This is a genomic window from Streptococcus oralis, from assembly GCF_023109195.1.
GTDB classification, from domain to species: domain Bacteria; phylum Bacillota; class Bacilli; order Lactobacillales; family Streptococcaceae; genus Streptococcus; species Streptococcus oralis_BV.
This window is the reverse complement of record NZ_JALDUB010000001.1, coordinates 846792-871055: the sequence shown is the minus strand read 5'-3', so window position 1 is coordinate 871055 and position 24264 is coordinate 846792. Positions and strand designations below refer to the sequence as shown.

Genomic DNA, 24264 nt, shown 5'->3' with positions numbered 1-24264 from the left:
AAAGACTAGGATTTTTAAATCCTAGTCTTTTTGTGTATAAAAAATCTAAATTGTTTGTATAATAAAATAATTTTATGGATTGAAATATAGGAACGAATTTAGAAAATATTGGTTTGATGGAGCAAATAACACGAATGATAAAATTAAATAAGCAAAATATATACGTAAATATTACATTTTTGTGACAATTCAGATTTTTATGAAAATTTATGATTATTTGCGTTATAATAGGTATACTTTAAAGAAAAAGGAGATTATTTATGAATAGACGACAACGTTTTTCATTACGGAAATACAAATTTGGTCTTGCTTCAGTTTTATTGGGAACTGCATTGGTTTTTGGAGCAAGTCAAGTCAGTGCCAATGAGCAGAGTACAGGTGAAAATCAAGCACAAACTCAGGCAATCAAGACAGAGCTAAAAGACGATAAACACTCAAACTCTGCGACTGACCAAACCAATACTAATGGGATTGCACCAGTAGTTGGAGAGAAACAAGAAGTTGAAACTTCTAAAGAGGATGCTAGTAAACAAGATGCTAAGGTAGAAGCTCCGGTTGATAAAACTGCTGAAGTCCAAGAATCAGGAAAAGATAGCGCAGTTGCAAAAGAAGAAAATCAAGGTGTCGTTCAAAAAGAAACAACAGTCGCTACCAGTCCAGCGCCTGCTACTGAGAAGGCTTCTAACATAGAGAACAAAGACGCTCAAGCAACGACAGCTCCTAAAACTACTGGAGAAATAGCAACTACTGAAAAAGAACAAGAAAAAGCTGAGTCTGCAAAACCAAATAGTCTTTCAAGCAATGATATCATCACAGTACCGAAAACTTGGAAGGCTGGTTACAAGGGGACAGGGACCGTTGTTGCCATTATTGACTCAGGGCTTGATTTGAATCATGAGGTTCTTCGAATTTCGGATCCGTCAAAAGCAAAATTTAAAAACAAGGAAGCCATCGAAGCAGCTAAAAAGGCTGCTGGAATCGACTACGGTAAATGGTATAGCGATAAGGTTGTCTATGCCTATGACTACTTTGACGGAACAGATAAGATCAAAGAAGCAGAAAGAACTTCTCATGGGATGCACGTAACAGGGATTGCAGCTGGAAACCCTGATAAAGAAGCACCGAATGGTGAAAAGGTCTATGGTGTTGCACCAGAAGCCCAAGTTATGTTTATGCGTGTCTTTTCAGATCGCCAAAAGACGACCAGTTCTGCTCTTTATGTAAAGGCGATTGATGACGCAGTTGCCTTAGGAGCAGATGCCATTAATATGAGTTTGGGATCTAGCACTGGTTCTATGGTCGATGCTGGTTCTGATATTGTGGATGCCATCAAACGGGCTCGTGCCAAGGGAGTTTCTGTTCTTATCTCAGCAGGAAATAGTAATACATTCGGAAATGGTTATTCAAAACCACTAGCTGAAAACCCAGACTATGGCTTGGTTGGAAATCCATCCACTGTTGAGGATTCGATTTCAGTTGCTTCTGTCAACAATAAAACATTGACAACAGCCGTTTTTGAAGTTAAAGGTCTAGAGGGAAATGCCGGCCTTCATAACGGAAAATTTGATTATAATCAACCTGAAGCAGATAAGGACTTTGAAAAAGGAAAAGAGTACGAATACGTCGAAGCAGGCTTAGGTCGTGAAGAAGACTTTGCGAAGTTGGATTTAACTGGGAAACTTGCCCTCATTCAGCGTGGAGCCATGAACTTTTCAGAGAAGATCAAAAATGCACGAAAACACGGTGCAGTTGGTGCTTTGATCTACAATAATGTAGAAGGTGCAAATATCAATATGGCTATTGATGATGAAGCAAAGAAAATTCCTTCTGTATTTATTTCTAAACAGTATGGTGAAGCCTTAAAATCAGGAAACTACAAGATTGTTTTTAATGACAAGATGGATAATCGCCCATCCGATGTAGCCAATCAGCTATCTGACTTTTCAAGTTGGGGAGTGACTACCGATGGACAATTGAAACCGGACGTGACAGCTCCTGGCGGCAATATTTACTCATCCTTTAATGACAATACCTACGGTAGTATCAGCGGAACCAGTATGGCGGCTCCTCACGTTACGGGTGTTGCAGTTCTGGTTAAGGAATACCTTCAAAAACACCATCCAGAATTGACTCCTGAGCAAGTATCAGAGACTGTCAAGGCCTTGATCATGTCAACTGCAAAACCACATGTTAATAAGGACACAGGCACTTATACCTCTCCTCGTCAGCAAGGTTCTGGTATTGTGGATACAGCTGCTGCAGTTTCAACCGACCTCTATGTAACGGGTGAAAATGGTTATCCAAGCGTGACTTTAGGAAATGTTGGAGATCAATTTACTTTCAAGGTCACTGTACACAATATTTCAGATACTGACCGCACTCTCAAGATGGTAGTGAATACCAATACAGACGAGGTCCAAGATGGAAAATTCACCCTTCGACCTCGAAAACTAACGGAGACAGTCTGGCCAGAAGTGACAGTCAAAGCCCACAGCAGTCAAACAGTCACTGTTAAAGTAGATGCTCGAAAATTTGCTACTGAACTCAGCAAACAAATGCCAAATGGCTATTTCCTTGAAGGTTTTGTTCGATTTGTAGATCCAGCAGATGATGGGGATGTTGTGAGTCTTGCATTTATGGGCTTCCGAGGAGAATTCCAAAATCTCCCTGCTGTCGAAAAACCAATTTACAACCTTGTCCGAGAAGGGAAAAATGGATTTTACACGGAAGTAGACAAGGAAAATCCTGCCGTTAACTACTCTAATGATGCTACCTATCTCGCAACCTTGCAAAATGACCTTCTAGTGTCTAAAGGTCAACGCCAAGGACGCCGAATTACCGTTCTTGGAATCGAACAAAATGCTGAAGGTAAGCATGTTCTTCAGTTGGACGAAAAAGGGAATGTCCGTATTGCCATTTCTCCAAATGATGATGGAAACAAAGACCTAGTTGAATACAAAACGGTTGCTTTGAGAAATCTTGTAAATCTTCGGGCTACAGTTTATGCGGCTACGGATACCAAGCATGAACATCCTATTTGGGAGGGTGATGCAAAGGATCTTCGTAAGAATTATTTTGATGGAGACAGTAGAAATCTGAAGAGTTATATTCTAGATAATACTGCTTGGAGAGGCCAGGATTTTGATGGGAATACTGTTGCAGATGGTTTATATGACTATGTTATTAGTTACACACCAGATGTTCCAGGAGCCAAAGAACAATATACGACCTTTAAGATTCAAATTGATACTCAAAAACCTGTCATCACAAGTGGTTATATTCGCTTTAAAGATGGAAACCAAGAATTCGTAGCTCGCAAACCAAAAGATGTGGGTCAAGGCGGTTTCCTTTCAGAAAAAGTCTTCTATATCACACCATTTGACCAGAAAGGGACCATGATTCTATCTGGGAAAGACCAGTCTGGAACTCGTGCGCTTGAGAACACCCATCTGATCAAAGCCAATGCTGATGGTAGTTATACACTTCCTAAGGATGTTGACAAGGCTAATATTTACTATCTTGTTGAGGACTATGCAGGAAATGTAGATTATATCTCACTTGCTGAACTTGTACGCGATCAAAATAGTGGTCGAGTGAAAATTGCCTTGAAGGATGCAAAAACAAACCAAGATATTGATACCCTCTACGTCTATCGAATCAAAAATAGCAAGGGACAATATGTTGATGTTGACAAGACAAAAGCGATTCATTTCTTACAGTTTGGTCATTATACAGCAGAAATTTTCAGTTATGACCGAACAGAATTGAAATTTATCAGTGCCTTGTCCCAAGAGTTTGACTTGACTGAAGAAAATAGTTTCCAAACCATTACCTTCCTAGCAAATCTCTTAGAATATGCACCTGTGTCTGTTTCCTTCAATCAAGCAGTTCCAAAGACGACTACAGTGGTTCTGAAAGGAGAAGATGGGACAAGTATCACTCTTCCTGCTGAAAAATACGGTCAATACGCCTTTGGTAAGAAAGTTGCTACAGGTCGTTATACTGTACAAGTCACCTTGCCAACTGGATATGAACTCCTTGAAGATCTCGTTTCCTTGCTCGTGAAGCCAGGTCGAAATAATGCTTTGCGTCTATCTGTTGTGTCTAAGTTGGCCTTGATTGCTGCGGTAAATCAACAAAAAGAACTGGTAGAAACGTCTCGTTACTTTAATAGTAGTGCAGATAAGAGAAAAGCTTATGACCAAGCTTTCCAAGTGGCACAGTCAGCCTTGTCAAGCAAGTTGAAGCAAGAATTGATTGATGGTGTTCTTGCTAGTCTTGAAGTTGCTGGTAAGGCTTTGGATGGAAAAGATTCGAACGTTACAGCCTTGAAAGAAGCTATGAAAGCTTACTATGCAACGACTAAAACTGGACGATATGCTAATGCTAAGGAAAAAGTACGTCGAGCTTATGATCGTGCCTTCCAAGAAATCGCCTTACTAGCTGTGGATCCTAAAGTTAAACAGGATCAAATTGACCAATCTCTCATTGCCCTAGCAACAGCTAAAAGCAAACTAAATGGCAAAGCTACTGACTTCTCTAGTCTGAAGAAACTGGTCAAAGATGAACGCCTTTTCCAAGAAAAGAACGCGAGATTTATCTATGCAGACAAGAAAGAAAAAGCAGCTTATCTCCTAACCTTTAAAGAGGCACAGGAACTCCTTAAAGATCCAGGAGCGAGCCAAGAAGATGTCAAAGATGCCATTACAGCATTGAAACAAGCCAAGAGAAATCTACATGGCAAAAAACCAAAAGCAAGAAGACATCCTTAAACAGGACTTTCTGAAGCTTTACTATTAAATGAGTCTGGAACTTTGTTTTCAGACTCATTTTTGGTTTACACTGGCTAGAAAATCTGCTATAATACTAGCTAGGAAAGAAAGTCTTATGGCGTTCTTCAGCGAGCTTGGGATAGTGGGAGCCAAGTAGGACAAGGTAAGAAACTGGCGCTTTCTGTCGTATTTTTATAAACAATGAAGTAATAAATTAGGGTGGAACCGCGTTTCAGACGCCCCTAGTCGCAAGGCTTGGGTGTTGAAATTCGGTTCTTTTTGAATTTCGTCTAATGCCTAAGTAGAAAGGAGCATAATGCTTAAAGGATCTTGTTTATGCAAAGCAGTGACCTACACTTTAGATGAGGAATTGTCGGAATTAGTTTTTTGCCACTGCTCATTCTGTCGGAAAGCAACTGCGTCTGCCTATACAGTGAATGCCAAAGTTAGCAGTAAAAACCTAGTATTGCATGGAAAAGAACAGTTGGTTACCTATAGTTCATCTCCAGGAAAACAACGCTATTACTGTCAGAACTGTCATAGTCAAATTTTCACTGCTCAAGAAAATATACCAGAAGTCTGTGCTTTAAAATTAGGTACAATAGATGAATGCGATCAGAATTTACAAACTGTTCCCAAACGTCATATTTTTCAGGACCCAGCTTTTTCTTGGTTGCTTGATGAATAAATCTAAAAAGATAATATAAATTAAAGGAGTAAACAATGTCTAATAAATTGACTTTTCACTGCGTCAGTGGCAGAGACCTCCTTACAGTCGGACTGCCCCACGCTCAGCACTAGAGTTCCTGAGCTAGACGCAGTACTAACTCGTCTTGCCTCGTATAATCGACGAGGTAGACTCGTGTCGCAAGTAATTTATAAAAAAAGGAGTAAACAATGTCTAAGAAATTGACTTTCCACTGCGTCAGTGGCAGAGACCTCCTTACAGTCGGACTGCCCCACGCTCAGCATTAGAGTGCCTGAGCTAGACGCAGTACTAACTCGTCTTGCCCCGTATAATCGACGAGGCAGACTCGTGTCGCAAGTAATTTATAGAAAAAGGAGTAAACAATGTCTAAGAAATTAACATTTCAAGAAATTATTTTGACTTTGCAACAATTTTGGAATGACCAAGGTTGTATGCTTATGCAGGCTTATGACAATGAAAAAGGTGCAGGTACAATGAGTCCTTACACCTTCCTTCGTGCTATCGGACCTGAGCCATGGAATGCGGCTTATGTAGAGCCATCACGTCGTCCTGCTGACGGTCGTTACGGGGAAAACCCTAACCGTCTATACCAACACCACCAATTCCAAGTAGTTATGAAGCCTTCTCCGTCAAATATCCAAGAACTTTACCTTGAGTCTTTGGAAAAATTGGGCATCAATCCTTTGGAGCACGATATTCGTTTCGTTGAGGACAACTGGGAAAACCCATCGACTGGATCTGCAGGTCTCGGTTGGGAAGTTTGGCTTGATGGCATGGAAATCACTCAGTTCACTTATTTCCAACAAGTCGGTGGATTGGCAACTGGGCCTGTGACTGCGGAAGTTACCTATGGTTTGGAACGCTTGGCTTCTTACATTCAAGAAGTTGATTCTGTCTATGATATCGAGTGGGCCGATGGTGTAAAATACGGAGAAATCTTTATCCAGCCTGAGTACGAGCACTCAAAATATTCGTTTGAAATTTCGGACCAAGAAATGTTGTTGGAAAACTTTGATAAGTTTGAAAAAGAAGCAGGACGCGCTTTGGAGGAAGGCTTGGTTCACCCTGCCTATGACTATGTTCTCAAATGTTCACACACATTTAACCTGCTTGACGCGCGTGGTGCCGTATCTGTAACTGAGCGCGCAGGCTATATCGCCCGTATCCGTAACCTGGCCCGTGTCGTAGCCAAAACCTTTGTCGCAGAACGCAAACGCCTAGGTTACCCACTTTTGGATGAAGCAACACGAGCTAAACTCCTAGCAGAAGATGCAGAATAGTAAGTAATACTGTGATCTAAAATCGTTAAAGGCAAGTCGAAGACTTGCTAAAGGGATATGCACCGCCGTACTGTTATGTGGGGATTTTTGAAACCTTGGGTTCAAAAATCAGTCAGCTAAATCCACTTTGATGAGACTGTTGGAAATCTTAGTTTATTTGGTATAAGATTTCCTTACAGACTCACAAAAGTTAGTTAGCGACATCCCCAGTACCTAAGGGGCATATCAAAAAAGATTGAAGAAAATGTAAAGGAAAAAACATGACAAAAAACTTATTAGTAGAACTCGGTCTTGAAGAGTTACCAGCCTATGTGGTAACTCCAAGTGAAAAACAACTAGGTGAAAAAATGGCAGCCTTCCTCAAAGAAAATCGTCTTTCCTTTGAAGCCATTCAAACCTTCTCAACACCACGCCGTTTGGCTGTTCGTGTGACTGGTCTTGCAGACAAACAGTCTGATTTGACCGAAGATTTCAAGGGTCCAGCAAAGAAAATTGCCTTGGATAGTGATGGAAACTTCACCAAAGCAGCTCAAGGATTTGTCCGTGGGAAAGGCTTGACAGTTGAAGATATTGAATTCCGTGAAATCAAGGGTGAAGAATATGTCTATGTTACCAAGGAAGAAGTGGGGCAACCAGTTGAAGCCATTGTTCCAGGTGTAGTAGACGTCTTGAAGTCACTGACTTTCCCTGTCAGCATGCACTGGGCTAACAACACTTTTGAATACATCCGCCCTGTACACACTTTAACTGTTCTTTTAGATGAAGAAGAGTTTGACTTGGATTTTCTTGATATTAAGGGAGGTCGTGTAAGTCGTGGCCATCGTTTCTTAGGACAAGAAACTAAGATTCAGTCAGCTTTGAGTTATGAAGAAGATCTTCGTAAGCAGTTTGTAATCGCGGATCCTCGTGAACGTGAGCAAATGATTGTTGACCAAATCAAGGCAATCGAGGCTGAACATGGTGTACGTATCGAAATTGATGCTGATTTGCTCAATGAAGTCTTGAACTTGGTTGAATACCCAACTGCCTTTATGGGAAGTTTTGATGCCAAATACCTTGAAGTGCCTGAAGAAGTCTTGGTAACTTCGATGAAAGAGCACCAACGTTACTTTGTTGTTCGTGATCAAGACGGTAAACTCTTACCAAACTTCATTTCAGTCCGTAACGGAAACGCAGAGCATTTGGAAAATGTTATCAAGGGTAATGAAAAAGTCTTAGTTGCTCGTTTGGAAGACGGTGAATTCTTCTGGCGTGAAGACCAAAAATTGGTCATTTCTGACCTTGTCGAAAAATTGAACCATGTGACCTTCCACGAAAAGATTGGTTCTCTTCGTGAACACATGATTCGTACAGGGCAGATTGCCATTCTTTTGGCAGAAAAGGCTGGTTTGTCAGTGGATGAAACGGTTGACCTAGCGCGTGCAGCAGCCATTTACAAGTTTGACTTGTTGACGGGTATGGTTGGTGAGTTTGATGAGCTCCAAGGTATTATGGGTGAAAAATATGCCCTTCTTGCTGGAGAAACTCCAGCGGTGGCAGCTGCTATTCGTGAACACTACATGCCGACATCAGCCGAAGGAGAACTTCCAGAGAGCAAGGTTGGAGCCATTCTAGCCATTGCAGACAAATTGGATACAATTTTGAGTTTCTTCTCAGTAGGCTTGATTCCTTCAGGTTCTAATGACCCTTATGCTCTTCGTCGTGCGACGCAAGGTGTGGTTCGTATCTTGGATGCTTTTGGTTGGCACATTGCTATGGATGAGTTGATTGATAGCCATTACAGTTTGAAATTTGACAGCTTGACTTATGAAAATAAAGCCGAGGTTATGGACTTTATCAAGGCTCGTGTTGATAAGATGATGGGTTCTACTCCAAAAGATATCAAGGAAGCAGTCCTTGCAAGTTCAAACTTTATTGTGGCAGATATGCTAGAAGCAGCAAGTGCTCTTGTCGAAGCAAGCAAGAAAGAAGATTTCAAATCGTCTGTCGAATCCCTATCACGTGCTTTCAACTTGGCTAAGAAGGCAGAAGGTTCTGACACGGTCGATCCTGCTCTCTTTGAGAATGAAGAAGAGAAAGCCTTGGCGGAAGCAGTAGAATCACTCGTTTTGTCAGGGACTGCAAGTCAACAATTAGAGCAACTCTTTGCGCTTAGCCCAGTTATTGATGCTTTCTTTGAAAATACTATGGTAATGGCTGAAGACCAGGCTGTCCGACAAAATCGCTTGGCTATCTTGTCGCAATTAACCAAGAAAGCAGCTAAGCTCGCACGTTTTAACCAAATCAATACTAAATAAACTCAGTCAAACGGACTGTATCTTATCACAAAGGAGAAGAAATGGATCCGAAAAAAATCGCTCGTATCAACGAGCTTGCCAAAAAGAAAAAAACAGAAGGCTTAACTTCTGCTGAAAAAGTGGAACAAGCTAAACTTCGTGAGGAGTACATCGAAGGCTATCGTCGTTCTGTTCGTCACCACATTGAAGGAATTAAAATTGTGGATGAGGAAGGAAATGACGTCACACCAGAAAAACTACGTCAGGTACAACGTGAAAAAGGTTTGCATGGCCGTAGTTTAGATGATCCAAATTCATAAAATTCAAGGGTTTTGTAGATGATATACAAAACCCTTTTTTGATAACAACAAAAAAGAAGGAGCCAAATGGCTCCTTTTGTTCTCTTAGTTGCTTGCGCCAGATGTAGCGTCAGCGTCACCACCGTGGCCTCCAGCATCACCTGAATCAGAAGCGCCAGAAGTAGCATCGGCGTCTCCATGACCTCCAGCTGCAGGAGCAAATGGTCCGCTACCACCTACCAAACGTTGACCAGTCTCTTTTAGGTACCAGTCAAGCCATGGTTGGAAGTTAAAGACGATTTCATTGATACCAGCGTATGATCCATCAGGATAGTACATTGCTTGGTAGTTGTGGGTGTTGATGACACCTGCAGGAGAACCTGGAACGATCGTACGGACGTATTCTTGGTTTCCGTTGCGAAGTGTTCCGATAACCCACTCTACGTTCTTCATACGTGCTGGTGGGAGGGATCCATGAACAGTCGACATACGGCTACCTGATTGAGGTGGTACACGTTTAGCAAACATGGTGTCTGGATCTTGGTGAGCGTTGTTGTAGTAGAGGAATTGGTTGTTGTCGTCAGCGTATGTCAATTCAAACGGCATAGCTTTCAAGAACATATCAATTTGGTTAACGGTCAAGATACCGTGGTCCAATTTGACATAGGTATCACCAGAAACAGCTCCAGTGATTGCTGCAACTTTTTCTACCCATTCTGGATCGTCAGGATCAACTTCTGTAATGGTTGTAGCAATTGGTTTTCCACAATCCAAGTCTTCTGGTTCGATTGGTTTTGGTTTTTTCAATTTTGAAACGACTCCTACATATTTAACAAAGTTATCTAAGCAAGTTTCAAGGAATTTAACAGTTCCTTCGTTGGTGATGTTTCCATTGTTATCAAAAGCTTCTTTGGCTTTACCAAGAAGGAATTCATTTCCTGGAAGTGTGTAGGCATTGACACCTGGAGCGTCAAGGATCTTACGAAGGTGAACTTGGGCACGTGAAGTTCCTTGGTCGTAGTATGATGCTCCCACAATCATAACAGGCTTGTTTTCAAATGGATGAACTTCGTATGAAAGCCATTCAAGTACAGATTTGAGTGAAGCTGAGATAGTGTGGTTGTGCTCAGGAGTGGCGATAATGACACCATCAGCACGTGTAATCTTGTTGTACAAGAATCGCAATTGGAAACTTTCGTCCCATTTTTCGTCTTGGTTAAACATTGGAACTTCGTCAATTTCGAGAACTTCTAATTCAAATTTGAATTTGAAATTGCGACGGATAAATTCCAAGAGTTTGCGGTTATATGATTGATCGTAGTTTGATCCAACAAGTCCAACAAATTTCATTCTTTCGGTCTCCTATCTTACAAATTTTCCCAGTCAAATTCTTCTGCATCTTTGCGAAGCAATTCTTGTGCATTGCGCAATTTTTCAGTAATCTTCACGAAGATACGGAAGTCATCAAAGATGGCATCCAATTTCTTGATGACGTCAAGGTCAACCAAGTCGCCACTTGGGTTAAATGCTTGAAGAGAGTGTGAAAGCAAGAATTCATCTGGTAGAACATTTGCCTTGATTTCAGGAGCGTTCAAGATTTGACGAAGTTGCAATTGGGCACGAGATGAACCAAGTGTACCGTAGGAAGCACCAGTGATCATGATTGGTTTGTTCAAAAGTGGGTAGATACCATAAGATAGCCAAGCAAGAGCGCTCATCAAAACTGCAGGGATTGAGTGGTCGTACTCAGGGGTGCCGATGATGACACCATCAGATGCTTCAATTTTAGCAGCAATTTCAAGAATTTCAGCAGGAAGAAGTTTATCTGCTGGTTTGTTGAAAACAGGAATGTCCTTGATTTCAACGAGTTCAATTTCAGCTTTATCAGCAAAGTGTTTTTGCATGTATTGGAGCAATTGGCGGTTTGTAGAACGTTTAGAGTTCGTTCCAACAATGGCAATAAGTTTTAGCATGAGATTTCCTTTCTCTTTTTACATAATACAATTTTGAAGGCCTGAAGAACAAGCAAGGCGTCCCTCTTTGTCGATGAGGATGGCTTCGATGCCATCTAAACTTTCGACTTGCCAGAGGATAGAAGCGCTACGTTCTCCGAAAAGGCGGGTTGTCCAAATCTCACCATCGACGGATTTATCTGAGATAATCGTTAGACTAGCGAGCTCTGTTTCGACAGGGAATCCTGTCTCGCTATCAAAAATATGGTGATAGTCTTCTCCGTCTATTGTCAGGTGCCGTTCATAGATACCAGAAGTGACGACGGATTTATTAGAAACAGGAATGGTTAGGAGATGATTGCCACGAGGATTTCGCGGATCTTGAATACCGATTTGCCAGTCTTTCCCTTCTTTGGCTTGATTGTTCCCGATGGTGAGGATATTTCCTCCGAGATTAATCAAGGCAGAAGTGACTCCGTGTACTTTTAAATACTGAGCAACCTTATCTGCACTATAGCCTTTAGCTAAGCAACCTAAATCAAGCTTCATTCCCTTTTTCTCTAAAAATACAGTAGAGCTAGCGGGATCTAACTTGATAAAATGCGGGTCAACTAGAGGCAAGACAGCTTCGATTTCGTTTAGCTCGGGGAGTCGAGCATCTGAAAAACCGATTCGCCAGATTTGAATCAAGGGGCCAATGCTGATGTTTAGATGGCTAGATGGAGCTAGGCTATGCTCAAGTCCAAGAGAAATCAGTTCAAATAAGTCAGGATGGACCTTGACCGGAGCAATTCCAGCCTGGTGATTGATCTCCATCAATTCGGATTCTTGACTGTTGGCGTTGAAGCGGTACTCGAGCTCTCTGAGTAAATCAAAGGCTCCTTGAAGCAGGCAATCTGCCTGTTCATCTACTAATGAAATCGTGATAGTTGTTCCCATTAGTCGTTCAGAACGTGAACGAAGAGGCAAGCTACCAACTCCTTTCTTCTTCAAAGGAAATATTCAAGCTAGGTTAAATTTACGAGAATTGAACCCCTTACATTTTATTTCCATGTTTCTAGCATAACATAAAGTCAGCGTTTTCACAAATAAATTTTAACAAAAAGTCAAGAAATATGCTCAAAAAATATAAAAAAAGATAGAAACTCAAAAAAAATAATATAATAAAACTTAAAATTGCTTAAAATAAGAGAATTCTAAGCAAATACCTTGTAAACGCTAACAGTAAATGTTATACTAGAAAGGTAAATTTTAAATTAAAGGTAGGAAATTTTCTATGAGTAAAATCGTTGTAGTTGGTGCTAACCACGCTGGTACAGCATGTATCAATACTATGTTGGACAATTTTGGACATGAAAATGAAATCGTTGTATTTGACCAAAACTCAAATATTTCATTCCTTGGTTGTGGAATGGCGCTTTGGATCGGGGAGCAAATCGACGGAGCTGAAGGCTTGTTCTACTCTGATAAAGAAAAATTGGAAGCTAAGGGTGCAAAAGTTTACATGAACTCACCTGTTCTTTCAATCGACTATGACAATAAAGTTGTGACAGCAGAAGTTGAAGGTCAAGAACATAAAGAGTCTTATGACAAATTGATCTTTGCGACTGGTTCAACTCCAATCTTGCCTCCAATCGAAGGTGTTGAAATCGTTAAGGGCAACCGCGAATTCAAAGCAACACTTGAAAATGTTCAATTTGTTAAGTTGTACCAAAACGCAGAAGAAGTTATCGAAAAACTTGCTGACAAGAGCAAACACCTTGAACGCATCGCAGTTGTTGGTGGTGGTTATATCGGTGTTGAACTTGCTGAAGCTTTCGAACGTCTTGGAAAAGAAGTTGTTCTTGTCGATATCGTAGACACTGTTTTGAACGGCTACTACGACAAAGACTTCACTCAAATGATGGCGAAGAACTTGGAAGACCACAACATCCGCTTGGCACTTGGTCAAACAGTAAAAGCTATCCAAGGTGATGGTAAAGTTGAACGCTTGGTAACAGACAAAGAAACATTTGATGTGGATATGGTTGTTCTTGCAGTTGGTTTCCGTCCAAACACAGCTCTTGCTGATGGTAAGATTGAACTCTTCCGTAACGGTGCCTTCCTTGTAGACAAGAAACAAGAAACATCAATTCCAGGTGTTTATGCAGTGGGTGACTGTGCGACTGTTTATGACAACGCTCGTAAAGACACTAGCTACATCGCGCTTGCTTCTAACGCTGTTCGTACTGGTATCGTTGGTGCTTACAACGCTTGTGGACACGAACTTGAAGGAATCGGTGTACAAGGATCAAACGGTATATCAATCTACGGTCTTCACATGGTTTCAACTGGTTTGACTCTTGAAAAAGCTAAAGCTGCTGGTTACAACGCAACTGAAACAGGCTTTAACGATCTTCAAAAACCAGAATTTATGAAGCATGACAACCATGAAGTTGCCATCAAGATTGTCTTTGACAAAGATAGTCGCGAAATTCTTGGCGCTCAAATGGTATCACGTGATTCTGCTATCAGCATGGGAATTCATATGTTCTCACTTGCTATCCAAGAGCATGTGACAATTGATAAGTTGGCTTTGACAGATCTATTCTTCTTGCCACACTTTAACAAACCTTACAACTACATCACAATGGCTGCACTTACAGCTGAAAAATAAAAATTGATGAACTATCTGGCCTTAATTGAAGGTCAGATAGTTTTTTTCTTGTTTCTGTCCCCAGACAGTTGTTGTTTTTCTATCTTGTACTTCATTTTAATCTGACTTAAAATGAAATGGTAGCTACCAATACAAATGATGAGGATTAAGAAATGACTGAAAATCGTTATGAACTAAATAAAAACTTGGCGCAGATGCTCAAGGGCGGTGTTATCATGGATGTGCAGAACCCTGAACAGGCTCGGATTGCGGAAGCTGCTGGTGCGGCAGCTGTCATGGCCTTGGAGCGGATTCCGGCTGATATTCGCGCAGTTGGTGGGGTTTCCCGTATGAGTGATCCAAAGATGATTAAGGAAATCCAAGAAGCGGTGAGCATTCCAGTGATGGCCAAGGTTAGAATTGGACATTTTGTAGAAGCTCAGATTTTAGAGGCCATTGAGATCGACTATATCGATGAGAGTGAAGTGCTTTCTCCAGCTGACGACCGTTTCCATGTGGATAAGAAAGAATTCCAAGTTCCTTTTGTCTGTGGGGGTAAGGACTTGGGAGAAGCCTTGCGTCGTATCGCGGAAGGGGCTTCCATGATTCGTACCAAAGGAGAACCAGGGACAGGCGATATTGTTCAAGCTGTTCGCCATATGCGTATGATGAATCAGGAAATTCGCCGCATTCAAAACCTACGTGAAGACGAGCTCTATGTTACCGCCAAGGACTTGCAAGTCCCTATTGAATTGGTTCAGTATGTCCATGAACATGGAAAATTGCCGGTTGTAAACTTTGCAGCTGGAGGCGTTGCAACGCCAGCAGATGCGGCCTTGATGATGCAACTGGGAGCAGAAGGTGTTTTTGTTGGATCAGGTATTTTCAAGTCAGGAGATCCTGTTAAACGAGCAAGTGCTATTGTTAAAGCCGTAACCAACTATCAAAATCCTCAAATTCTGGCTCAAATCTCTGAAGATCTTGGGGAAGCCATGGTTGGTATCAATGAGAATGAAATCCAAATTCTCATGGCTGAGCGAGGAAAATAGATGAAAATCGGTATATTAGCCTTGCAAGGTGCTTTTGAAGAACATGCAAAAGTGTTAGGAAACTTAGGTGTTGTTAGTGTTGAAATCAGAAATTTAGATGATTTTCAACAGCATCAGAGTGACTTGTCCGGTTTGATATTGCCTGGTGGGGAATCTACAACCATGGGCAAACTCTTGCGTGACCAGCAGATGCTGGTTCCAATCCGAGAAGCTATTTTATCTGGACTTCCAGTTTTTGGTACTTGCGCGGGCTTGATTTTGCTGGCTAAGGAAATCACTTCTCAGGAAGAAAGTCATCTTGGAACCATGGATATAGTGGTTGAGCGCAATGCTTATGGGCGCCAACTAGGAAGCTTCTATACAGAGGCAGAATGTAAGGGAGTTGGCAAGATTCCAATGACCTTTATCCGCGGACCAATTATCAGTAGTCTTGGAGAGGGTGTGGAAATCCTAGCAACAGTTGATAATCAAATCGTTGCAGCTCAAGAAAAAAATATGCTGGTGACCTCTTTTCATCCTGAGTTAACAGATGATGTTCGCTTGCACCAGTATTTTATCAATATCTGTAAAGAAAAAAGTTGAGAAAAGATTCTCAACTTTTTTACATGAAATAAACAATAGCAATGTACTGGAGAGCAGACGCAGCTAAGATAAAGAGATGCCATATCATGTGGAAATAAGGTTTTTTCTTAGCGTAAAATCCAGCTCCAACTGTATAACAGAGTCCGCCAGTTACCATGAGACTCCAAAAGATGGGCGTTGTTTGACTGATAATGGCAGGAATGATTGCCAGAACCAACCAGCCCATAATCAGGTAAAGGGCAAGGCTGAATTTTTCATTGACCTTTTTAGCAAAGATTTTATAGAGGATGCCAAAGATGGTCGTTCCCCACTGAATGGCAATGATCAGATAGCCAAACCAGTTATTCATCAAAGTCAATACGACTGGCGTATAAGAGCCTGCTATGGCCACATAAATCATAGAATGGTCGATGATTCGCAAGACGTATTTGTGGGTCGAACCATAGGCCATAGAGTGGTAAATGGTTGACGAGAGGAACATGAGAAACAGACTGATAACAAAGATAGAAACACCAAAAGATGATAAAAGTCCATGTGCTTCATAACTATAGGTGGATGAAATGGGGAGTAAGATGAGCATGATAACGGCACCTACAGCATGTGTCACGCTATTAGCAATTTCCTCTCCAAAACTGAGTTTTTTACTGAGCTTTAGGCTGGTGTTCATTGGATTTCCTCCTCTTCTTTGATAAGGATTAAGTCTAGAGTTTGATGATAGAGTTTAACCGTTTGACAGCTGGTTTGGATAATAGGATTTTCTGGATCAATCCCATGGTTCATATAGTCCACAAAAGCGTCGTAAAGCTGGTCTGAGCTCGCTTGAGTTTGTAGAGTATTCAGTGTCTGGGCGATTTCTTGGATCGAAAAGACAGACTTGAGAGTAGTGATGGCAATCAAACGGGCAATCTGTTTGCGTTGGTATTTTTTCTTGTCAGGCTTTGTCAGGTAACCATGTTTGACATAGTTATTGACCATGGATGCTGTTAGCCCCTTTTCTTTATCTGGAGAGATAGGGGCACAGACTTGATTGACATAAAGCAAAACCTGATCCAGATAGAGGTCGATGTTTGGAATGTCTTCCCATTTTGGGTAGGAAAAGATAGAATTCATTTCCAACTCCTTTTTATCTAGTTTCAATAACTAGATTATAAAATAATAAAAAACAAAAGTCAAGTTTCAACTGCTTGTAGAAAGCTTTAAATTATGCTATGATGAGAGAAACTAGTTAGAAATGAGGGGAAGAGATGGAGATTCGTTTAGCTTTTCCAAACGAAGTAGATGCGATTATGCAGGTGATGGAGGATGCCAAAAAGTGTTTAGCCAAGTCTGGTAGTGACCAGTGGCAAAATGACTATCCAAATGCCGACATCATTATTGATGATATCATCTCTGGTCAAGCCTATGTGGCCTTGGAAGAGGGAGAACTGTTAGCCTATGCTGCTGTGACCAAGAGCCCAGAGGAAGCCTATGAAGCCATTTATGAAGGAAGTTGGCATGGGGAAGAATCAGAATATCTGGTCTTTCACCGTATCGCTGTGGCAACAGATGTCCAAGGACAAGGAGTTGCTCAGACTTTCCTAGAAGGCTTGATTGAAGGTTTTGATTATCTAGATTTTCGTTCAGATACGCATGCACAAAACAAGGCTATGCAGCATATCTTTGAAAAGCTAGGCTTCCAACAGGTTGGTAAGGTTCCAGTTGATGGGGAACGTTTGGCCTATCAGAAATTAAAAAAATGAAGCAGAAAAAGTACGCAAAGATGCTGCACCCATCGCCAATTGGAACCTTATCCTTAGTTGCTGACGAGCAATATCTGTATGGAATTTGGGTACAGGACCAAACTCATTTTGAGAGGGGAATCGCTGGAGATAGTATAGAAGTAGTTAAGAAACATCCTGTCCTAGACCAAGTTATTTCCTATTTAGATACTTACTTTGATGGATGTGCTCAAGATTTGTCTTCCTTACCTCTGGCTCCCATTGGAACAGATTTTGAAAAGCGGGTCTGGGCTTACTTACAGGCCATTCCTTATGGTCAAACAGTAACTTACGGACAAATAGCTCAAGACTTACAAGTGGCTTCTGCCCAAGCGATTGGCGGAGCAGTGGGACGTAATCCTTGGTCCATACTCGTTCCCTGTCATCGTGTGCTGGGGTCAGGCAATCGCTTGACAGGCTATGCATCGGGAGTCGAAAAGAAAGCCTGGCTCTTGCAACATGAAGGTGCAGCATTTCAAGAAAATAAAAAATAGAAAGAAAAGAAGATGTTAGAATTTATCGAATACCCAAAATGTTCAACTTGTAAGAAAGCAAAAAATGAATTGGATAAACTTGGACTGGAATACCAAGATGTCCACATCGTAGAAGAAACACCAAGTGAAGACGTGATTTTGAACTGGTTGGAAACTTCCGGTTTTGAAGTGAAACAATTTTTCAATACTAGCGGGATCAAATACCGTGAACTGGGCTTGAAAGATAAGGTGGGAAGCTTGTCAACACAAGAAGCAGCTAAACTCCTAGCGAGTGATGGTATGTTATTGAAACGTCCAATTTTGGTGGAGAATGGTGCTGTTAAACAAATCGGCTATAGAAAGACCTATGAGGACTTAGGTTTGAGATAGTTTTTATTTATCTCCTTGATAGGTAAAATATATAGCCTCTCTGTTTTAAAGTGTGATAAACTAGAAGATAGACAGAGTCTGAGCAGCCCGTAGCAAATAATTTGCTTGGGAGCAGAAGTATGGTAGAATGAATCATTATCAGGAGAGGATGTTTTTATGACTATTACAACACTTTTAGCATCAGATTGGTATCAAAGTTTGATGCAGCTAATTCCAGACGGTAAGCTCTTTAGCTTGCGTTCGGTTTTTGATGGGATTCCAAGGATTGTCCAACAACTTCCCACAACTATCATGTTGACGCTTAGTGGTGCGATTTTTGGTTTGGTTCTGGCCTTGGCTTTTGCCATTGTTAAAATCAATCGTGTTAAGATTTTATATCCCTTGCAGGCTTTTTTTGTCAGCTTTTTAAAAGGGACACCGATTTTGGTTCAGCTCATGTTGACCTACTACGGAATTCCACTTGCTCTGAAAGCCCTCAATCAACAATGGGGAACCAGCTTCAATATCAATGCGATTCCAGCAGCAACCTTTGCTATTGTAGCTTTTGCCTTTAATGAGGCAGCTTATGCCAGCGAAACCATTCGTGCAGCCATTCTTTCTGTCAATCCTGGTGAGATTGAAGCGGCACGCAGTCTGGGGATGACCCGTGCGCAAGTTTATCGTCGTGTGATTATTCCTAATGCAGCGGTGGTAGCTACTCCAACCTTGATCAACTCCCTCATTGGTTTGACCAAGGGAACTTCTCTAGCCTTTAGTGCGGGTGTTGTCGAAGTTTTTGCCCAGGCTCAGATTTTGGGTGGAGCCGATTATCGTTACTTTGAGCGATTCATCTCTGTAGCCCTTGTTTACTGGGTAGTCAATATCGGAATCGAAAGCCTCGGTCGTTTTATCGAGAAGAAAATGCAAATTTCAGCGCCGGATACAGTAACTACAGATGTGAAAGGAGACCTACGTTAATGATTAAGATTTCGAATTTAAGCAAATCCTTTTCAGGTCAGACTGTCTTGGATCATCTGGACTTGGATATCCAAAAGGGAGAAGTTGTAGCCTTGATTGGTTCATCTGGAGCTGGGAAATCAACCTTTCTTCGTAGTTTGAACTACCTTGAAACTCCAGATAGCGGATCCATCCAGATTGACAATTTTAAAGTTGATTTTTCTCAGATTAGCCAAGAGGAGATTTTGACCCTTCGTCGCAAGTTGTCCATGGTTTTCCAACAGTTCAACTTATTTGAACGCCGAACAGCCCTTGACAATGTCAAGGAAGGCTTGGTTGTTGTTAAGAAATTATCAGATGAGGAAGCAACCAAAATCGCCAAGGAAGAGTTGGCTAAGGTTGGTCTTTCTGATAAGGAGCAACATTACCCTCGCCATTTGTCAGGTGGGCAAAAGCAACGGGTTGCCCTAGCGCGTGCCCTCGCTATGAAACCAGACGTCTTGCTCTTGGACGAACCAACATCAGCTCTTGATCCAGAATTGGTCGGAGAAGTGGAAAAATCTATTGCAGATGCCGCTAAGTCTGGTCAAACCATGATCTTGGTTAGTCACGATATGTCTTTTGTAGCCCAAGTGGCAGATAAGATTTTGTTCCTAGATAAAGGGAAAATCATCGAGTCAGGCACACCGGATGAAATCATCAATCAGCCGAAAGAAGAACGGACAAAAGAATTCTTCGCTAGTTACAAACGGACTTATATTTGATATAATAGTAAAAAGGAAAACTCAGTTAGTTGGACTAGCTGAGTTTACTCTTTAAAAAAGATAGAAACGAGAGAGATCATGCTGCTGCAACTATTTTCTTTATATTTCGAGAGTTTGATCTTAACGACCATTCTCGTCGTGATTTCTTTAGGGATTTGGATTGGATTGCGAGCTATGTCTGGTGTGGACAAGACAGCCAAGGCCCGTCAAGCCCATCTCTATGATATGATTATGATTGGGGTTTTGGTGATTCCAGTATTATCCTTTGCCGTCATGAGTCTCATTTTAGTTTTCAGAGCATAATGCTTGCTAAATAAACTTCAAACAGTTAGAATAAAGATAGTTACAACAAGAAAGAAGGAATCGAAATGTATGATACAATTATTATCGGTGCTGGACCTGCGGGAATGACAGCTGCCTTATATGCCGCTCGAAGCAATTTGAAAGTGGCTTTGATTGAAGGTGGTCTGCCAGGTGGGCAAATGAACAACACATCTGATATCGAAAACTATCCTGGATATGCCAATATCAGTGGACCTGAATTGGCTGAAAAAATGTTTGAACCACTTGAAAATCTTGGAGTGGAGCACCTTTATGGGTTTGTTGAAAAGATTGAAGATCATGCTGACTATAAGAAGGTCATCACTGATGACCAAGTTTATGAAACCCGTACTGTCATCGTGGCAACTGGGTCAAAACACCGTCTCTTGGGAGTTCCCGGAGAAGAAGAACTAAATAGCCGAGGCGTTTCCTATTGTGCTGTCTGTGATGGAGCTTTCTTCCGTGATCAAGAGTTGCTCGTAGTTGGTGGTGGAGATTCAGCGGTAGAAGAAGCTCTATTCTTAACTCGCTTTGCCAAGACTGTTACCATTGTTCACCGTCGAGATGAACTTCGTGCTCAAAAGGTTTTGCAAGACCGTGCCTTTGCAAATGAAAAAGTCAACTTTATTTGGGACTCTGTAGTTAAGGAAATCAAGGGTGAAAACAGAGTAGAGTCAGTTGTATTTGAAAATGTAAAAACTGGTCAAGTGACAGAGCAAGCCTTCGGAGGTGTCTTTATCTATGTTGGACTGGACCCTGTTAGTGATTTTGTTAAGGATTTGAATATCCAAGACCAGGCGGGGTGGATTGTAACAGATAACCACATGAAGACTGCCGTTGAAGGTATCTTTGCGGTTGGAGATGTTCGCCAGAAAGATCTTCGCCAAGTGACAACAGCAGTTGGAGATGGGGCTATCGCAGGTCAAGAAGCCTACAAGTTTATCACCGAACATAGTTAATACTCTTCGAAAATCTCTTCAAATCAAGTCAACGTCGCCTTGCCGTAGGTATGGGTACTGACTTCGTCAGTTCTATCCACAACCTCAAAACAGTGTTTTGAGCTGACTTCGTCAGTCTTATCTACAACCTCAAAGCAGTGCTTTGAGCTGTCTACAGCTAGCTTCCTAGTTTGCTTTTTGATTTTCATTGAGTATAATCATAAAAAAGTTTCCAATCAAGTGATTGGAAACTTTTTTATAGTCGGTTTCGGAAAACTTCGTACATGAGAATGGCTGCAGCGACACTGGCATTGAGACTTTGAACATGCCCATTCATGGGAATAGTAATCATTTCATCGACCTGTTTTTTGATGTTGCTGGAGATGCCTTTTCCTTCATTTCCGATGATGAGGGCGATTTTCCCTTTTGTATTCCACTTGTGGCAAGGGGTACCGTTCATATCCGTTCCAAAGGTCCAGAAGCCTTCAGCCTTGAGTTTGTCTAGGGTTTGACTGAGGTTGGTCACTCGGGCAATCGGTACATGCTCAATAGCACCTGTGGCCGTTTTGGCAACGACAGGAGTCACTCCGACAGCACGGTGCTTGGGAATAATGACACCTGAAACATTGGTCGCATCAGCAGTCCTTAAGATAGAACCTAAATTATGGGGGTCAGTTAACCCGTCCAGAATCAATAGCAAAGGATTTTCTTCTTGTCGTGTTTTGGAAAGGATGTGATCCAGATCGCTATAGGCAAATTCGGACACTCGTAGAACAAAACCTTGGTGGACAGCGCCTTCAGTCATCTCAGAGAGGGATTTTTTTGAAGTCCAAGAAATGGATACCTTCTTTTCTGTAGCCAGTTCCTTGACTTTCTCAACATTCTTACCTCGAAGATCTTCTTGGAGGTAAAGTTTATTTCCAGTGTTTGCAAGGAGGGCTTCAGTAACGGCATGGACGCCATAGACAATATCATTTGTTTTCATGCATCTATTATAACACAAAACCCCGTCTTGCAACGGGATTTTCTTTATTCCAGAATCAGTAAACCATCTTTAACAGCAAATGGATCTTTTTCATTGATACGATCGTAAAACATGATTCCGTTTAGATGATCAATTTCATGTTGGACAACGATAGAGTTGTAACCTTTGAGCTTGATTCGGTGTTTTTCGCCATCCTTGTCAAAGTAATCAACAGTGACACGGGCATGACGGACAACATAGCCTGGAACGTTTCGGTCAACAGAAAGGCAACCTTCTCCTTCGCCAAGAGCAGCGTCCTGAACAGAGTGAGAGACAATTTTTGGATTGTACATAACAGCTTGCAAATCGTAGGCTTCCTGAGGAGTTTCACCTTCTTCTACAATATTTGGGACCAAAACGGCGATAATGCGTTTTGAGATATCCAGCTGGGGAGCGGCCAATCCAACTCCACCGCGGAGCCCCATCTTTTCAGCCATAACAGGATCTTGGGAATGTTTGAGGAATTGCATCATCTTTTCGCCAAGGATGATTTCCTGGTCAGACAGTGGGAAAGTGACCTCCTCAGCAACTGCGCGAAGAGTAGGGTTTCCCTCACGGATAATATCGTTCATATCAATTAAATGAGCAGCTTTTGTAATACGTTCTATAGCAGACATTTTCTCTCCTTTCATTACCTCTACATGATAACACAAAATAGGCGAGAAAGAAAGCCGCAGAAGTTGCTAAAAAATAATATAATAAACTGTATTCCTCTTTTGTATGTGGTATAATAAAAGAAAAGACTTGCACCAAAAGGCAAGGGGGAATAAAGATGGAAAAGCGACAAGATAGATGGTCTCAGGGCTCTCTTTATGGGATGTGGAGAACTAGTGTGGATTTCTTTCAGAATTATAAATCCTGGACCAATGCCCAGTTTATTATTGTGTTATTGCTTGCAGTTGCCTTATCCATGGGGGGAAACTTATTAGTTCGAGCAGTACAAGGTAGTAAGGGAACGAGTCCTAGTAATCAAACTCTTGATTCTGCAAGTACTTCCAGTCAATCCAAGGAAAATCAGTCTGGTGAAACGACGGCACGTATCATGGCAAATGGTGACCTTCTCTACCATATCCCCATCTACCGAACAGCTCTTAAAGAAGATGGAACCTATGATTTCCATGAAAATTTTGAGTATGTAAAACCTTGGCTCAAGCAAGCTGATTTAGTAATTGGTGACTTTGAAGGAACGGTGAACAAGGACCACTATTTGGCAGGTTATCCTCTCTTTAATGCACCAGGGGAAGTCATGGATGCAATCAAGGATGCAGGCTACCAAGTTCTAGACTTGGCTCATAATCACATTTTGGATTCTCAAATTGAGGGAGTGGTTTCAACAGCTCAAGCTATTGAAAAGGCAGGAATGACACCCATCGGAGTCTACACACATGAATCCCGTGACCAAGCCCCTATAGTCATCAAGGAAGTCAATGGTATCAAGGTAGCTCTCCTGGCCTATTCCTACGGTTTTAATGGCATTGAGCAGTATATCTCTCAAGAGGACTATAATCGCTATCTTTCTGATTTGAATGAAGATAAGATGAAGGCAGAAATCGAGCGTGCTGAGAAGGAGGCGGATATTACTGTCATCATGCCTCAGATGGGAATTGAGTACCAGCTAGAACCAACGGAAGAACAGAAAACACTGTACCACAAGATGATTGACTGGGGAGCTGATATTATCTTTGGAGGGCATCCTCACGTCGTTGAACCTGCTGAAACAGTTGAAAAAGATGGTGACAAAAAACTGATCATCTACTCCATGGGAAATTTCCTCTCAAACCAGCGCATTGAAACCATGCAAGATGAGGAAAATGCCAAGTGGACGGAGCGCGGTGTTCTCATGGATGTGACCATTAAGAAAAAAGATGGCAAGACTAGGATTGAAACGGCCAAAGCGCATCCTACTTGGGTCAATCGAACACCCAAAGGGACTTACTCTCCAGAAGGTTATCCGCTCTTCCTCTATCAGACCTATATCCTAGAGGACTTCATCGAGGGAGGCAGTCACCGTGACAAGTTGGACGAGGCGACCAAGGAACGAATTGACACGGTCTATAAAGAAATGAATGAACATGTAGGGTTGAAGTGGTAGGTACTCGCCCTAAAG

At 41.6% G+C, this 24264-nt stretch carries 23 protein-coding genes; 16 read left to right on the top strand and 7 right to left on the bottom strand.

The features are described from left to right. The first annotated feature begins 260 nt into the window (after positions 1-260). The 5 genes from M1F65_RS04300 (at position 261) to M1F65_RS04280 (ending at position 9357) form a co-directional block, all read left to right on the top strand. Positions 261-4772 (top strand): S8 family serine peptidase, encoded by a 4512-nt coding sequence (locus M1F65_RS04300; protein WP_247925537.1) that lies wholly within the window; start codon positions 261-263, stop codon positions 4770-4772. 316 nt (positions 4773-5088) lie between these two features. Beyond that, positions 5089-5460 carry a GFA family protein gene (locus M1F65_RS04295; protein ID WP_000912017.1) on the top strand — a complete coding sequence of 124 codons (372 nt, stop codon included), beginning with the start codon at positions 5089-5091 and terminating at the stop codon, positions 5458-5460. Positions 5461-5843: 383 nt separating this feature from the next. After that, on the top strand, positions 5844-6761 hold the full coding sequence (gene glyQ, locus M1F65_RS04290; protein ID WP_000038733.1) for a glycine--tRNA ligase subunit alpha: 918 nt from the start codon (positions 5844-5846) through the stop codon (positions 6759-6761). Between the two features lie 260 nt (positions 6762-7021). After that, entirely contained in the window at positions 7022-9058 is a 2037-nt protein-coding gene (gene glyS / locus M1F65_RS04285) for a glycine--tRNA ligase subunit beta (RefSeq protein WP_084860122.1), read from the top strand. Between the two features lie 41 nt (positions 9059-9099). Continuing rightward, positions 9100-9357 carry a DUF896 family protein gene (locus M1F65_RS04280; protein ID WP_000371291.1) on the top strand — a complete coding sequence of 86 codons (258 nt, stop codon included), beginning with the start codon at positions 9100-9102 and terminating at the stop codon, positions 9355-9357. An 84-nt stretch (positions 9358-9441) separates the two neighbouring features. Here the strand turns inward: M1F65_RS04280 and M1F65_RS04275 are convergent, their stop codons facing one another. From M1F65_RS04275 to M1F65_RS04265, 3 genes are read right to left on the bottom strand one after another with little or no spacing between them, the layout of a single operon-like run. Beyond that, positions 9442-10686 (bottom strand): NAD(P)H-dependent oxidoreductase, encoded by a 1245-nt coding sequence (locus tag M1F65_RS04275; RefSeq protein ID WP_000673672.1) that lies wholly within the window; start codon positions 10684-10686, stop codon positions 9442-9444. 17 nt (positions 10687-10703) lie between these two features. Beyond that, complete coding sequence (locus M1F65_RS04270; protein WP_000915929.1) at positions 10704-11309, bottom strand: NADPH-dependent FMN reductase; 606 nt, start codon at positions 11307-11309, stop codon at positions 10704-10706. Between the two features lie 18 nt (positions 11310-11327). Then, a complete protein-coding gene (locus tag M1F65_RS04265; RefSeq protein ID WP_247925696.1) occupies positions 11328-12257 on the bottom strand; it encodes an FAD:protein FMN transferase in 930 nt (309 codons plus the stop codon). Positions 12258-12564: 307 nt separating this feature from the next. Here M1F65_RS04265 and nox point away from each other — a divergent pair, with 307 nt between their 5' ends. The 3 genes from nox (at position 12565) to pdxT (ending at position 15554) form a co-directional block, all read left to right on the top strand. After that, positions 12565-13944, top strand: coding sequence for a H2O-forming NADH oxidase (nox, locus tag M1F65_RS04260; protein ID WP_247925536.1), 1380 nt, complete (start codon positions 12565-12567; stop codon positions 13942-13944). 152 nt (positions 13945-14096) lie between these two features. Then, positions 14097-14972 (top strand): pyridoxal 5'-phosphate synthase lyase subunit PdxS, encoded by an 876-nt coding sequence (pdxS, locus tag M1F65_RS04255; RefSeq protein ID WP_247925535.1) that lies wholly within the window; start codon positions 14097-14099, stop codon positions 14970-14972. Continuing rightward, positions 14973-15554 carry a pyridoxal 5'-phosphate synthase glutaminase subunit PdxT gene (gene pdxT, locus M1F65_RS04250; protein ID WP_247925534.1) on the top strand — a complete coding sequence of 194 codons (582 nt, stop codon included), beginning with the start codon at positions 14973-14975 and terminating at the stop codon, positions 15552-15554. A gap of 19 nt (positions 15555-15573) precedes the next feature. Here pdxT and trhA read toward each other — a convergent pair whose 3' ends face one another. After that, entirely contained in the window at positions 15574-16221 is a 648-nt protein-coding gene (trhA, locus tag M1F65_RS04245; RefSeq protein WP_247925533.1) for a PAQR family membrane homeostasis protein TrhA, read from the bottom strand. Further along, on the bottom strand, positions 16218-16664 hold the full coding sequence (locus tag M1F65_RS04240; RefSeq protein ID WP_125414702.1) for a DUF1836 domain-containing protein: 447 nt from the start codon (positions 16662-16664) through the stop codon (positions 16218-16220). The genes trhA and M1F65_RS04240 overlap by 4 nt, the downstream gene beginning before the upstream one ends. A 134-nt stretch (positions 16665-16798) precedes the next feature. On the opposite strand from M1F65_RS04240, the gene M1F65_RS04235 reads away from it, so the two are divergent. The 7 genes from M1F65_RS04235 (at position 16799) to trxB (ending at position 21154) form a co-directional block, all read left to right on the top strand. Next, complete coding sequence (locus tag M1F65_RS04235; protein WP_247925532.1) at positions 16799-17293, top strand: GNAT family N-acetyltransferase; 495 nt, start codon at positions 16799-16801, stop codon at positions 17291-17293. Further along, on the top strand, positions 17290-17805 hold the full coding sequence (locus tag M1F65_RS04230; RefSeq protein ID WP_247925531.1) for a methylated-DNA--[protein]-cysteine S-methyltransferase: 516 nt from the start codon (positions 17290-17292) through the stop codon (positions 17803-17805). The genes M1F65_RS04235 and M1F65_RS04230 overlap by 4 nt, the downstream gene beginning before the upstream one ends. A 12-nt stretch (positions 17806-17817) precedes the next feature. After that, on the top strand, positions 17818-18174 hold the full coding sequence (locus M1F65_RS04225; protein ID WP_247925530.1) for an arsenate reductase family protein: 357 nt from the start codon (positions 17818-17820) through the stop codon (positions 18172-18174). Positions 18175-18330: 156 nt separating this feature from the next. Further along, positions 18331-19131, top strand: coding sequence for an amino acid ABC transporter permease (locus M1F65_RS04220; RefSeq protein WP_247925529.1), 801 nt, complete (start codon positions 18331-18333; stop codon positions 19129-19131). Beyond that, positions 19131-19874, top strand: coding sequence for an amino acid ABC transporter ATP-binding protein (locus M1F65_RS04215; protein WP_247925528.1), 744 nt, complete (start codon positions 19131-19133; stop codon positions 19872-19874). The genes M1F65_RS04220 and M1F65_RS04215 overlap by 1 nt, the downstream gene beginning before the upstream one ends. 78 nt (positions 19875-19952) lie before the next feature. Beyond that, entirely contained in the window at positions 19953-20177 is a 225-nt protein-coding gene (locus M1F65_RS04210) for a DUF4059 family protein (protein WP_000926604.1), read from the top strand. Between the two features lie 65 nt (positions 20178-20242). Further along, positions 20243-21154, top strand: a complete 912-nt coding sequence (trxB, locus tag M1F65_RS04205; protein ID WP_247925527.1) for a thioredoxin-disulfide reductase — start codon at positions 20243-20245, stop codon at positions 21152-21154. A gap of 235 nt (positions 21155-21389) precedes the next feature. Here trxB and rlmB read toward each other — a convergent pair whose 3' ends face one another. Together rlmB and def are read right to left on the bottom strand one after the other, a co-directional pair. Continuing rightward, entirely contained in the window at positions 21390-22118 is a 729-nt protein-coding gene (gene rlmB, locus M1F65_RS04200) for a 23S rRNA (guanosine(2251)-2'-O)-methyltransferase RlmB (RefSeq protein ID WP_000855737.1), read from the bottom strand. 44 nt (positions 22119-22162) lie between these two features. Beyond that, complete coding sequence (gene def, locus M1F65_RS04195; RefSeq protein ID WP_001272959.1) at positions 22163-22774, bottom strand: peptide deformylase; 612 nt, start codon at positions 22772-22774, stop codon at positions 22163-22165. Positions 22775-22929: 155 nt separating this feature from the next. Between def and M1F65_RS04190 the strand changes: the two genes are divergently transcribed. After that, on the top strand, positions 22930-24249 hold the full coding sequence (locus tag M1F65_RS04190; RefSeq protein ID WP_216733779.1) for a CapA family protein: 1320 nt from the start codon (positions 22930-22932) through the stop codon (positions 24247-24249). Positions 24250-24264 lie beyond the last annotated feature (15 nt).